The 12,588-nt window shown below is 66.9% G+C and carries 13 protein-coding genes; 10 read left to right on the forward strand and 3 right to left on the reverse strand.

The features are described from left to right. Window positions 1-22 precede the first annotated feature (22 nt). A complete protein-coding gene (gene xseA, locus QOL79_RS16410) occupies window positions 23-1,450 on the reverse strand; it encodes an exodeoxyribonuclease VII large subunit (RefSeq protein ID WP_282949060.1) in 1,428 nt (475 codons plus the stop codon). On the opposite strand from xseA, the gene purD reads away from it, so the two are divergent. The 6 genes from purD (at window position 1,449) to QOL79_RS16440 (ending at window position 6,891) form a co-directional block, all read left to right on the forward strand. Then, a complete protein-coding gene (gene purD, locus QOL79_RS16415) occupies window positions 1,449-2,726 on the forward strand; it encodes a phosphoribosylamine--glycine ligase (RefSeq protein ID WP_282949061.1) in 1,278 nt (425 codons plus the stop codon). The genes xseA and purD overlap by 2 nt on opposite strands. 59 nt (window positions 2,727-2,785) lie before the next feature. After that, the gene (locus tag QOL79_RS16420) at window positions 2,786-3,400 is read left to right on the forward strand and encodes a helix-hairpin-helix domain-containing protein (RefSeq protein ID WP_282949062.1); all 615 of its coding nucleotides are present in this window, start codon (window positions 2,786-2,788) and stop codon (window positions 3,398-3,400) included. A 107-nt stretch (window positions 3,401-3,507) separates the two neighbouring features. Then, the gene (locus tag QOL79_RS16425; RefSeq protein WP_282949063.1) at window positions 3,508-4,431 is read left to right on the forward strand and encodes an alpha/beta fold hydrolase; all 924 of its coding nucleotides are present in this window, start codon (window positions 3,508-3,510) and stop codon (window positions 4,429-4,431) included. Between the two features lie 203 nt (window positions 4,432-4,634). Then, a complete protein-coding gene (locus tag QOL79_RS16430; protein ID WP_282949065.1) occupies window positions 4,635-5,408 on the forward strand; it encodes a helix-turn-helix transcriptional regulator in 774 nt (257 codons plus the stop codon). Continuing rightward, window positions 5,398-6,642: a low temperature requirement protein A gene (locus tag QOL79_RS16435; RefSeq protein ID WP_082657780.1), complete on the forward strand. Its 1,245-nt coding sequence runs from the start codon at window positions 5,398-5,400 to the stop codon at window positions 6,640-6,642. Before QOL79_RS16430 ends, QOL79_RS16435 begins: the two co-directional genes overlap by 11 nt. Window positions 6,643-6,645: 3 nt before the next feature. Next, window positions 6,646-6,891 carry a hypothetical protein gene (locus QOL79_RS16440; RefSeq protein ID WP_058455184.1) on the forward strand — a complete coding sequence of 82 codons (246 nt, stop codon included), beginning with the start codon at window positions 6,646-6,648 and terminating at the stop codon, window positions 6,889-6,891. Here the strand turns inward: QOL79_RS16440 and QOL79_RS16445 are convergent. Continuing rightward, entirely contained in the window at window positions 6,888-7,316 is a 429-nt protein-coding gene (locus QOL79_RS16445; protein ID WP_283420165.1) for a hypothetical protein, read from the reverse strand. The genes QOL79_RS16440 and QOL79_RS16445 overlap by 4 nt on opposite strands. On the opposite strand from QOL79_RS16445, the gene QOL79_RS16450 reads away from it, so the two are divergent. Next, the gene (locus QOL79_RS16450) at window positions 7,315-8,472 is read left to right on the forward strand and encodes a serine hydrolase domain-containing protein (RefSeq protein ID WP_283420166.1); all 1,158 of its coding nucleotides are present in this window, start codon (window positions 7,315-7,317) and stop codon (window positions 8,470-8,472) included. The two genes, QOL79_RS16445 and QOL79_RS16450, sit on opposite strands and share 2 nt — an antisense overlap. Before the next feature lie 51 nt (window positions 8,473-8,523). Here QOL79_RS16450 and QOL79_RS16455 read toward each other — a convergent pair whose 3' ends face one another. Continuing rightward, window positions 8,524-9,183 (reverse strand): dienelactone hydrolase family protein, encoded by a 660-nt coding sequence (locus QOL79_RS16455; RefSeq protein ID WP_283420167.1) that lies wholly within the window; start codon window positions 9,181-9,183, stop codon window positions 8,524-8,526. 298 nt (window positions 9,184-9,481) lie between these two features. Here QOL79_RS16455 and QOL79_RS16460 point away from each other — a divergent pair, with 298 nt between their 5' ends. The 3 genes from QOL79_RS16460 (at window position 9,482) to QOL79_RS16470 (ending at window position 12,569) form a co-directional block, all read left to right on the forward strand. Next, entirely contained in the window at window positions 9,482-10,048 is a 567-nt protein-coding gene (locus QOL79_RS16460; protein ID WP_283420168.1) for a F0F1 ATP synthase subunit delta, read from the forward strand. Window positions 10,049-10,088: 40 nt separating this feature from the next. Further along, a complete protein-coding gene (gene atpA / locus QOL79_RS16465; RefSeq protein WP_283420204.1) occupies window positions 10,089-11,618 on the forward strand; it encodes a F0F1 ATP synthase subunit alpha in 1,530 nt (509 codons plus the stop codon). Between the two features lie 75 nt (window positions 11,619-11,693). Next, on the forward strand, window positions 11,694-12,569 hold the full coding sequence (locus tag QOL79_RS16470; RefSeq protein ID WP_058455189.1) for a F0F1 ATP synthase subunit gamma: 876 nt from the start codon (window positions 11,694-11,696) through the stop codon (window positions 12,567-12,569). The last annotated feature ends 19 nt before the right edge of the window (window positions 12,570-12,588 follow it).

A 12,588-nucleotide genomic window follows, 5' to 3' on the forward strand; every position in this document is an offset into this window, starting at 1 on the left:
GTTCGGCCACCCCCGCGCCCGATCAGAACAGCTCGCCCTGCCCCCGCCCCGGCGACGCTCCGTGCGGAGGCGCGGGTTTTCGCGCAGGCTTCGGCGGTGGCGGCGCATCGCCATCGATTGCCGCGACCGGCACTTCGCCATCGGCGAAGATCAGGCGCAGATGGCCCGCATCGCGCGCCTTGGTCGCGGTGGTCACGATCGCACCCCCGGTATCGCGCACCATGGCATAGCCGCGCGACAGGAGCGCGCGCGGATCGAGCGAGGTCAGCAGCCGTCCGAGCCCTTCGAGCTTCGCGCGCTCGCGGTCCCATGTCCGCGTCAGCAGTGCGGGCCGCAGCGCCCCCGCGCGCGTCGCGAGCCGCTCGCCGGTCACCGCGAGCCGGTGCCGCTGCGCGCGGTCGAGCCGGTCGCCATTGTCGTCGAGCCGCTGACGCTGCGGCGCATAAAGCGCCTCGCGCTTCGGCAAATGCCGCGCCAGCGCCGCGAGCCGTTCGCCGCGCAGCGCGTGCTGGCGGTTCGCCGCGCCGATGATCCGCCCGTTCCAAGTCGCAAGCTGCGCCTGCAGTTCGGCGCGGACAGGCACCGCCATTTCGGCGGCCGCGGTCGGCGTCGGCGCGCGGACGTCGGCGACATAGTCGGCGAGCGTCACGTCGGTCTCGTGCCCCACGGCACTGATCGTCGCGATGCGGCAATCGGCGATCGCGCGCACGACGACCTCTTCGTTGAACGCCCACAGATCCTCGATCGACCCGCCGCCGCGCGCGACGATCACGAGGTCGGGGCGCGGCACCGGCCCGCCGGGGGCAAGTGCGTCGAACCCGCGCACCGCATTCGCGACCTGCGCGGCCGCGCCCTCGCCCTGCACCAGTACCGGCCACACGATCACGCGCGTCGGGCAGCGATCGGCGAGGCGGTGGAGAATGTCGCGGATCACCGCGCCGGTCGGCGAGGTCACGACCCCGATCACCTCTGGCAGATAGGGGAGCAGCTGCTTGCGCTCGCGGTCGAACAGCCCCTCACCGCCGAGCCGCGCCTTCAATTTCTCGAAGAGCAGCATCAGCGCGCCCTCGCCCGCAATTTCCAGCGTGTCGACGACGAGCTGATATTTCGAGCGCCCCGGGTAAGTGGTGAGCTTGCCGGTCGCGATCACCTCGATCCCGTCTTCGGGGCGAAAAGCAAGGCGCGCCGCCTGCCCCTTCCACATCACCATGTCGATCAGCGCATTTTCGTCCTTCAGCGCCGCGTAGAAGTGCCCCGATGCGGCGCGTTTCGCGCCCGACAGTTCGCCGCGGACGCGGACACGGGAAAAACCATCCTCGACTGTCCGCTTGATCGCTGCCGACAATTGGCTGACGGTCATATCGGGCGCATTGTCCCCCGGCGAAGCCTCGGCTAACAGCCGCGCTTCGGTGCCATCGTCGGACGCCGGATCGGGAAAAGGGACTGACATGAATATCCTGCTGGTGGGCTCTGGGGGCCGCGAACATGCGTTAGCGTGGCAACTGGCACAATCGCCGAGTTGCGCCAAGCTCTATGCCGCGCCCGGCAACCCCGGAATCGAACTCCACGCCGAATGCGTGCCGATTGCCGCCGATGACCTCGATGGGCTGATCGCCTTCGTGAAGGCGCATGCGATCGACTTCGTCGTCGTCGGGCCCGAAGCGCCGCTCGTCGCGGGGCTTGCCGATCGCCTCCGCGAGATCGGCATTCCCGCTTTCGGCCCCGGTGCCGCCGCCGCGCGCCTCGAAGGATCGAAGGGCTTTACCAAGGATCTGTGCGCGCGCGCCGGCATCCCGACCGCGGGCTATGTCCGCTGCACATCGGCCGAGGAAGCGCTCGCGGCGCTCGAAGGCTTCGCGATCCCCGTCGTGATCAAGGCCGACGGCCTCGCCGCGGGCAAGGGCGTGATCATCGCCGAAACGCGCGAAGATGCCGAAGCCGCGATCGAGGAGATGTTCGACGGCGCCTTCGGCAGCGCCGGCGCCGAGGTGGTGATCGAGGAGTATATGATCGGCGAGGAAGCGAGCTTCTTCGCGCTCTCCGACGGCAAGGACGTGATCGCCTTCGGCAGCGCGCAGGACCACAAGCGCGTCGGCGACGGCGATGTTGGCCCGAACACCGGCGGCATGGGCGCGTACAGCCCCGCGCCGGTGCTCACCGCCGAGCTCGAATCGCAGGTCATGGACCGCATCGTCCGCCCGACGGTGGCGAGGCTCGCTGCCGAGGGTACGCCGTACGTCGGCGTGCTCTTCGCGGGGCTGATGCTGACCGGCGAAGGTCCGAAGCTCATCGAATATAATTGCCGCTTCGGCGACCCCGAATGCCAGGTGCTGATGATGCGCTTCAAGGGCGACTTCGCCGCCTTGCTTCACGCCGCCGCGACCGGGACACTCGCGACCGCCCACACCCCGACCTTCTCGCACGACTATGCCCTCGCCGTCGTCATGGCGGCGAACGGCTATCCGGGCACCCCCGACAAGGGCGGCGCGATCCGCCGCATCGCCGACGCCGAAGCGGGCGGCGTGCGCGTCTTCCACGCCGGCACCGCGCGCGAGGACCGGACGCTCGTCGCCGCCGGCGGCCGCGTCCTCAACGTCACCGCGACTGGCAAGAGCGTCACCGAGGCGCAGGCGCGCGCCTATGCCGCGGTCGACAAACTCGATTTCCCGGGCGGCTTCTGCCGCCGCGATATCGGCTGGCGCGAAGTCGCGCGCGAGTCGGAATAGGCCGCGCTGGACGGCGCTGACGCGTCCGCATAGGCTGACCACATTACAGGGAGATCGTCATGGCGTGGCTTCAGGAAAATTGGATCATCGCAGTCGTCGGACTGGTCGTCGCGGTCGTGCTGCTGTGGTGGCTCTTTGGGCGCAACAAGGCCGAAGAGATCGAGACCCCGATCGCGCCGTCCGACGAACCGAAGAAACCGCTCGAAGCGGTGAAGCCCGAGATTATCGCCGCCGAGCCGGCGCGCTTCAAACCGAAGGAACCGGCGCCCGCGCCCGTCGCCGCCCCTCCTCCGCCTCCTCCACCGGTACCCGAGCCCGTCGCCGAGACGCCGCTCGCTCCCGAACCCGAGCCCGCTCCCGAACCCACGCGCGAGCCGCAGCCTGCGCCGGAACCGGCCCCCGCACCGGCGGCCAAGGCCGACAATCTGCAACTGCTGAAGGGCGTCGGCCCCAAGATGGTCGCGCTGCTGAACGGCCTCGGCGTAACCCGCTTTCAGCAGATCGCCGACTGGACCGACGCCGACGTCGCGGTCATCGACCCACAGCTCGGCGCCTTCCAGGGGCGCATCGCGCGCGATGCGATCGTCGACCAGGCCGGCTATCTCGCCCGCGGCGACAAGGCCGGGTTCGAGGCGAAATATGGTGCGCTGGGTGGGGAATTACAGGGCAGCTGACGACCGACACCAGCCGCCGCCCCACCAGCGCCATCACCCGTTGCCGCTTGCCAGCCGCGCCGATCGCCGCCACATCTGGTTTCGAAACGAAACCAAAGGAGCGATGCATGATCGGTGATTTCGAGCAGCAGCGGGTGAGGCTTTCGACGGGCGTCGAACTCGACGTCGTCGATGTCGGGCCACGCGATGCGCCGGCGCTGGTCTTTCTCCATGGCTTCCCCGAATCGCACCGCACGTGGCGCTTTCAGCTGCCGCATTTCGCGAACCGCTTTCGCTGCATCGCGCCCGACCAGCGCGGCTATCGCGGGTCGTCGAAGCCGCAGGACGCCGAATCCTACACGCCCGACAAGCTGATCGCCGACGTCTTCGCGCTGGCGGACGCGCTGGGCGTCGGGACTTTCACGATCGTCGGGCACGACTGGGGCGGGGCGATCGCCTGGGGGGTCGCGCTCGGCGGACAGCCGGGCGGGCTGCATCCGGGATGGGCTGGACGCGTGACGCGCGCGGTGATCGCCAACGCGCCGCATCCCGCGATCTTCCAGCGCCTGCTGCTCGCCAACCCCGAACAGCGCGCGGCCAGCCAGTATATCCGAACCTTCCGCGACCCTGCGAGCGACGCGATCATCGAGGAGCATGGCATCGCCGGTATCCTGGCGCACGCCTTCGCAGACCGGGTGCCGAGCGGCGGCATCCAGCCGCCCGACGAGATCGCGCGGCTGCTCAAGGATTGGGAGGACCGCGACGCCTGCCGCGCGATGATCAACTGGTATCGCGGTTCGCCGATGGCCGTGCCCGCGATGGACGAGCCCTATGCCGAACCGCCCGCGGCGCCCTTCCCGAAACTTACGATCCCGACCCTGGTGGTCTGGGCGCTCGACGACGTTGCGCTGCCCGCGTGCAACCTCGACGGGATGGAGGAACTGGTCCCGGATGTGTCGATCGTGAAGGTTCCGGGCTGCGGCCATTTCGTGCCGTGGGAAGCCCCCGATGCGGTCAACGCGGCGATGGACGATTTTCTGGTCAACGGGTGACCCGCCACCGGCACCAAACCCTTGAATACCTGGAAAAAAGTTGGCAGGCGGCAGGGGTGCCGCCGCCTGCCGGGAGGGGTCGGTTCTGCGGGTGGTCCGCAATTCGTCAAATCAGGCGACCGAAAAAGCCGGGCGCGAGTTAACCATAAGTTTCGCCTCTATTGCAGGCTTTCAGATTCTCCCACCTTTGCCATATTCGCGCCATGGATGTGGGAGGACTCAAGGTCGCCTCGATCACCGACACGATCGATGGCCCGGCCAGCTGGACGGTCGAGCGCGACGTCCATATGCTGATCCTTCACGACGCTGGCAGCTATCACTGGCTCGAAACCTGGCTCGACGGTCATCGCACCGCGCTGGGGGATCCGTTGCCCGACGAGATATGGTTCGTGCCGGCCGGCCGACGGTTCAAGGCCACGGCCAAGGGTGGAACGGCGCGGTCGATCCACATCGAGATTCCGGCCGCGCGGCTTGCGGTCCCCGGCGGGGCGCGGGCGATCGCCGCGCATCGGGATCCGCAAATGACGGTCCTCGTCCGCAAACTGCTGGCCGGTGACACCAAAGCCGCCGACACGCTGGTCGCGGTACTGGCGGAGGCACTGGCGCGAAACATCGCACTGCCCTTGCCGCAGGCGCTTCTGCGCCGCATCGACGGGCTGATGGCGTCGATCCAGACGCAGCTCGAAATCCAGATCACGGTCGAGGATATGGCGGCAGAGACCGGCATGTCGGTCAACAGCCTGATCAGCAATTTTGCGCGCGCCACCGGCCGGACCCCCGCGCAATATGTGCTGCATCAGCGATTGCGGCGTGCCTGCTGGTTTCTCGCCAACCGGCCGCTCTCGATCGCCGAGATCGCCTTCGCCACCGGCTTTTCGAGCCATGCCCATCTCTGTGCTGTCTTTCGCCGCAAGCTTGCTATGTCACCGGGGGAGTGGCGCGCGTTTGCGAGCGGGAGGGTAAGTTGTGACGATTAGGGCAAATCTGTTCCGCATCCGCGACGCCCATGGTCATGCGCCGGTGACCAATATCGAACTTTTCTTCGATCTGGTGTTCGTCTTCGCGATCACCCAATTGTCGCACGGCCTGCTCGAACATCTAGGCTGGCTCGGCGCCTTGCAAACGCTGATGCTGCTGTTCGCGGTGTGGTGGGTGTGGATCTTCACCACATGGGTCGCGAACTGGCTCGACCCGGAGCGCGCCAATGTACGGCTGATGCTCTTCGCGCTGATGCTGGCGGGCCTTGCGCTGTCGAGTTCGATTCCCCAGGCTTTCGGCAAGTCCGGCTGGCTGTTCGCCGCAGCCTATTGTTCGATGCAGATCGGCCGTTCGCTCTACATGATCTGGGCGAGTCACGGGGTTTACCCCGCGCGGGCGCGCAACTTCACCCGCATCATCATCTGGTCGTTCTTCTCATTGCCCTTCTGGATCGGCGGCGCGCTCGCCGACCCCGGGCAGCGGATGCTGCTGTGGGCGGCGGCGCTCGCGATCGACTATGCCGGCCCGGCGACCTTCTTCCGCGTTCCCGGGCTCGGCCGGTCGGACGCCGGAAGCTGGGACATCTCGGGCGCGCATATGGCGGAGCGCTGCGCACTGTTCATCATTATCGCGCTCGGCGAAGGGGTGCTGATCACCGGCGCGACCTTTGCCACGACACCGCAAAGCCCGCTGCACTGGCTTGCCTTCGCGACCTGTTTCCTCGGGTCCGCGGCGCTGTGGTGGCTCTATTTCGACACCGGCGCGCGGCGCGGCAGTCAGGCCATGGAAACGGCCGAAGCGGCCGGGCTGCTGGCGCGGTACGCTTATACCTATTGGCATATTCCGATCGTCGCGGGGCTGGTCGTGTCGGCGGTCGCCGATGAAATGCTGCTCGCGCACCCGAACGGACATATCGAATTTCCGATGCTCGCCGTGTCGATCGGCGGGCCGCTGCTGTTCCTTATCGGCAATATGGGGTTCAAGCATGCCACATCGGGCCGACCGCTGCCGCCCTTCTCGCACATGATCGGCGCCGCGGCGCTCTTCGGCGTCGGCGCCGCGGCGTGGTTCGGTCATTGGCAGCCGGTCACGCTGGGGATCGCGACCTTCGCGGTGCTCGTCTTCACCGCGATCTGGGAATGGGGCAGCTATCATGGCGGCTGGCGGCGCTGGGCGCCGTGGCTCGGCCGGTTCGAGCGCGCCAGGCGAAGAGATCATGGGCAGGGAGAATAGACGATGTCGCATACCGCCATCATGCTGATCGCGGCGCTCGGGCTGCTGATCGGGCTGCGCCTGCTCGTCCGCGACAAGTCCCGGGCGACGCGTGCTTTCCTCGCGCTGTGGCTGCTCGTGTCGATCGCCAACCTTCTCTATGGCGTGCTCGGCGCGGGCTATGGCTGGGGCGAGGAAGCCGTCGTCTGGCTGTTCGTCTTCGGACTGCCTGCAGCGGTCGCCCTGATCGCCGCGCGCGTCGGGCGCTAGTCCGACGGATTGATCAGGCAGCCGCTTGCACCCGCGAAGCGGGCACTCCGCGAGGCGAGCAGGGGCACGCTGCCGGTCACGGTCTTCGTCGCCGGGTCGTCGCTCAGCGAGACCATTTCCATGCCGGGTTCGAAATCGGTCTGGCAGCTTTCGAGATTGCGCCCCTGCACATAGCGGCACGAACAGCCGACGCGCGCGGCATAGGCCGATCCCAGCTCGGCCTGCGCCTTGAACGCGGGGAATTTCCAGACGAGGAAAATCGCCAGCAGGACGCCAAAGCCGATTGCCCATGGCAGGCTCCCGCCGCTCTTGCCGTCGCGACGCTTGCGGCCGCGCAGGTGCGGGGGAACTTCGGGGGGCGGCGCCGACGGCTGGCGGTCGGGCGTTGCCGTCTCGGGCGGGTTGGTGTTAGTCACCGGCGCCATGATCACGAAAAAAGCCATGCTGGCAAGTGCGGCGCTGCTCCTTCTCGGCGGCTGGTCGCTGGGACAGGCCGCCGGGCAGGGAGGTATCGCACCCGGCGCACCCGCCCCCCGGCTTGGCGTGTCGCTCGACGAGATCACGCCGGTCGATGCGTCGCCCGCGCTCCCGGCGCTCGACCCCGCGATCAAGGCAAAGGCCGACGCGCTGTTCGACGACGCCGACGACGTGGGCGAGACGCGCGCGCTCTATGTGCTGCGCGACGGCCAGCCGGTCTACGAACGATATGGCGAGGGCTTCGGCCCCGATTCAAAGCTGATCAGCTGGTCGATGGCAAAGAGCATCACCGCCGTCCTTACCGGATTTCTTGTCGCCGACGGGCAATTGTCGCTCGACGCGCCCGCGCCGGTCAGCGGGTGGGAACGCAGCGGCGACCCGCGCGGGACGATCAGCCTGCGCCACCTGCTCCACATGGCCTCGGGACTCGAGCATGTCGAAAATGGCAATCCGGTGTGGAAGGGCGACACGGTCGAAATGCTCTTCGGCGCCGGCGCCGGAGACATGGCCGCCTTTGCCGAGGCCAAGCCCGCGGCAGCGCGGCCGGGCGAGCTTTTCAATTACAGTTCGGCGACCAGCGTCATCCTGTCCGACATATTGACCGACACGCTGACCCCGTCGCAAAATCCCGAGGCGCGGCGCGAGGCGATGCGCGAGTTCATCGCGGGACGGCTCGCCGAACCGCTCGGCATGACCAGCCTGACGCCCGAGTTCGACGCCAAGGGCACGATGATCGGCGGTTCGATCATGCACGCGACCGCGCGCGACTATGCGAAGTTCGGCGAGTTTTTGCGCAACCATGGCGTCGCGGGCGGCCAGCGGCTGCTGCCCGAAACCTGGATGCGTTTCATGCTGTCGCCCTCGCCCGGGGACGCGGGCTATGGCGGGCACATCTGGCTGAACCGGCGACGGCCCGCGGGCGCCGACGAGGCGCTATGGCCCGACCGCGGCCCCAACGACCTGTTCGCCTGCATCGGCCATCAGGGGCAATATATCATCGTCTCGCCCTCGCAGCGCGTGACGATCGTGCGGCTGGGGATCACGAAGGACGACCAGTTCCCGGCGCTGCGGCGGCATCTGGCCGATCTGACCGCCGCGCTTTGAATTGCTCACCGCGCCCGGGGCCGGCTCCGATCGGTTGCGGGCGCCATCGCCTTAGCCCCCGCACGCCTTGAACAGCATCAGCGTCCGCTCGCGCGCTTGGGTTGCGCTCGGTTCGTGATAATCCTTGCGCCGGTCGCTGTTGAAACCATGCCCGGCCTCGTAGACGAAGATCTGCGCGGTCGGGTGGTCTTTCGCGATCAGCGCCTCGACCCCCTCCATCGGAATACCGCCGTCGAAGCGGCCGAAATGGGCGATGGTGGCGCAGGCCGGGGCCTCGTCCTTGAACATCGTCGGGACGAGGCTGCCGTAATAGGAGGATGAGGCCGAGAGGTCGGGGCTGATCTGCGCCATCCGCCAGGCGACCGACCCTCCGTAACAATAGCCGGTGATGAATACCGGTCCCCTTCCCTTCAATGCATCGATGCACGTCTGCGCATCCTTGAGGCTCTGCTCGAACGGATGGAGCTTGCGAGCGAGCTCGACCGCGCGCTCGAACTGCGGCCCCGAATAGTCGCTCTCGAACCCCGGATGCTCGCGGTCGAACAGCGCGGGTGACAGCACCTCATAGCCGTCGGCGGCATATTCGTCGCAGAGCTCGCGGATATGGTCGGTAACCCCGAAAATTTCCTGGATCAGCACCAGCCCGCCCCGGCGGTCGCCCTCCGGCTGCACATGATAGACGGCGATCTCGGCGCCATCATCCATTGTCATGCGAATCATTTCACCCATGGGCTGCACCTCTCTTCCGTTCGTGCTGCGCTTGTCGGGCCGCCAGGCGACCGTAGGTCAAGCACCGTTCTTCTTTCTTTCAACCTTTGAAGGAAGGACGGCCCTTCGACAAGCGCGAGGCAAACGGACGAGAGATAGCGGACAGACTCCCCACCCCCCGCCTTGCATTGCAGCAAAATCGTTGCTACGCGCGCCGCGACTGTGCAGCGGGGGTGTCTTCGGACGCCGGGAAAATCCGCGCAGCCATCCCCCAAGGGATCGTAGAAAAGGACTTTCGCGCGTGGAGAATTCCGGCGGCATTCAGGGCAACATCACGGCGGGCCTCGCGGGCCGCTATGCCAGCGCGCTGTTCGATCTGGCGCGCGAATCGAACGCGATCGACAGCGTCCAGAAGAGCCTCTCGGTTCTCGGCAACGCGCTGGCCGAATCGGCCGACCTCAAGGCGCTCGTTTCGAGCCCGGTGATCAGCCGCGCCGACGCCGCGAAGGCGATCGCCGCGGTCGCCCAGTCGCTCGGCCTCGATTCGCTGACCGGCAATTTCCTCGGCGTCCTCGCCGAGAACCGCCGGCTTGCAGACCTCGGCGGGATGATCGGCGCCTTCAACGCGATCGTCGCCGCGCACCGCGGCGAAGTGACCGCCAAGGTCACCAGCGCGCATCCGCTGAGCGCCGAGCAGCTGCAGGCGCTCGCCGCGAACCTCAAGACCCGTGTCGGCCGCGACGTCCAGATCGCGACCACCGTCGACCCCGCCATCCTCGGCGGCCTCGTCGTCCAGCTGGGCAGCCAGCTGATCGACGGCAGCATCCGTACCCGTCTCAACAGTTTCGCCCAGGCGATGAAGGGCTGAGAAGCCCGCACGCCAAATTTGCCCGATGAAAGGCTCAACAATGGAAATCCGCGCCGCTGAAATCAGCAAGGTCATCAAGGACCAGATCGCCAATTTCGGCACCGACGCCACGGTCAGCGAGATCGGCTCGGTGCTGTCGGTCGGCGACGGCATCGCCCGCGTCCACGGCCTCGACAATGTGCAGGCCGGCGAGATGGTCGAATTCGCCAACGGCGTGAAGGGCATGGCGCTCAACCTCGAGGCCGACAATGTCGGTATCGTGATCTTCGGCTCGGACAGCGAGATCAAGGAAGGCGACACCGTCAAGCGCACCGGCACGATCGTCGACGTCCCCGTCGGCAAGGGCCTGCTCGGCCGCGTCGTCGATGGCCTCGGCAACCCGATCGACGGCAAGGGCCCGATCAAGGCCGACAAGCGCATGCGCGTCGAGGTGAAGGCGCCGGGCATCATCCCGCGCACCTCGGTCCACGAACCCGTCCAGACCGGCCTCAAGGCGCTCGACGCGCTCGTCCCCGTCGGCCGCGGCCAGCGCGAGCTGATCATCGGCGACCGTCAGACCGGCAAGACCGCGGTCGCGATCGACACCTTCATCAACCAGAAGGAAGCGAACAAGGGCACCGACGAATCGAAGAAGCTCTATTGCATCTACGTCGCCGTCGGCCAGAAGCGTTCGACCGTCGCGCAGATCGTCCGCCAGCTCGAAGAAAATGGCGCGATGGAATATTCGATCGTCGTCGCCGCGACCGCGTCGGAGCCCGCGCCGCTGCAGTTCCTCGCACCCTACACCGGTTGCACCATGGGCGAATTCTTCCGCGACAACGGCATGCACGCCGTGATCGTCTATGACGATCTGTCGAAGCAGGCCGTCGCCTATCGCCAGATGTCGCTGCTGCTGCGCCGCCCGCCGGGCCGCGAAGCCTATCCCGGCGACGTTTTCTATCTCCACAGCCGCCTGCTCGAGCGCGCAGCAAAGATGAACAGCGACAATGGCTCGGGCTCGCTCACCGCGCTGCCGATCATCGAGACGCAGGCGGGCGACGTTTCGGCGTATATTCCGACCAACGTGATTTCGATCACCGACGGCCAGATCTTCCTCGAAACCAACCTGTTCAACGCGGGTATCCGCCCGGCGATCAACGTCGGCCTGTCGGTGAGCCGCGTCGGTTCGGCCGCGCAGACCAAGGCGATGAAGAAGGTGTCGGGCTCGATCAAGCTCGAACTGGCGCAATATCGCGAAATGGAAGCGTTCGCGCAGTTCGGTTCGGACCTCGACGCCTCGACGCAGAAGCTGCTCAACCGCGGCGCGCGCCTGACGCAGCTCCTCAAGCAGCCGCAGTTCCAGCCGATGCCGTTCGAGGAACAGACCGCGTCGATCTTCGCCGGCACCAACGGCTATCTCGACAATGTCGCGACGACCGACGTGTCGCGCTACGAAGCGGCGATGCTCGCCTATCTGCGCAGCGACCATGCCGATGTGCTGAAAGCGATCCGCGACACCAAGGATCTGGGCGACGACACCAAGAAGAGCCTGGTCGCGGCGCTCGACGCCTTCGCCAAGATTTTCGCGTAACCCATAACGTGTACCCCCGCGAAGGCGGGGGTTCATGGGTCCCCGCCTTCGCGGGGACACACAGAGAGAGGCTTGATGGCCAGTCTGAAGGAACTCAAAGGGCGGATCGTCTCGGTCAAGTCGACCCAGAAGATCACCAAGGCCAAGAAGATGGTCGCCGCCGCCAAGCTGCGCAAGGCGCAGGCCGCGGCCGAAGCCGCGCGTCCCTACGCCGAGCGGCTCGAAGGCGTCGTCGCCAGCCTCGCGTCGAAGGTCGGCGCGTCGGATTCGGCGCCGAAGCTTCTGTCGGGCACCGGCAAGAGCGACACGCACCTGCTCGTCGTGCTCAACAGCGACCGCGGCCTTGCCGGCGCGTTCAACTCGAACATCGTCAAGGCCGCGCGCGACAAGGCGCTCGAGCTGCAGGCACAGGGCAAGAAGGTCCAGTTCTTCCTGGTCGGTCGCAAGGGCCGCCCGGTGATCAACCGCCTCTTCCCCGGCCAGATCATCGAGAATTACGAAACCACCGGCATCCGCGACATCGGCTTCGAGCAGGCGCACGAAATCTCGGCGAAGGTCATGGAGCTGTTCGAGGCCGGCGCCTTCGACGTCGCGCACCTCTTCTATTCGAAGTTCCGCTCGGCGCTTCTCCAGATCGCGACCGGCCAGCAGCTGATCCCCGTTCCCGCCCCGGCCGAAGCCCCGATGTCGAGCGGCGCGGCGGTCGAGTACGAACCCGACGAAGAGGCGATTCTCGCCGACCTCTTGCCGCGCAACGTCACGATCCAGATCTTCAAGGGCCTCCTTGAAAACGCCGCGTCCGAACAGGGCGCGTCGATGACCGCGATGGACAATGCGACGCGCAACGCGGGCGACCTGATCAACAAGCTGACCATCGTTTACAACCGCACGCGTCAGGCGGCGATCACCACCGAACTCATCGAAATCATCGCTGGCGCGGAAGCGCTGTAAGCTATCCAAGCAAGGAAGA

Origin of the sequence: Sphingopyxis sp. Geo48, from assembly GCF_949769155.1 — a bacterium.
In the GTDB taxonomy this organism is placed as follows: domain Bacteria; phylum Pseudomonadota; class Alphaproteobacteria; order Sphingomonadales; family Sphingomonadaceae; genus Sphingopyxis.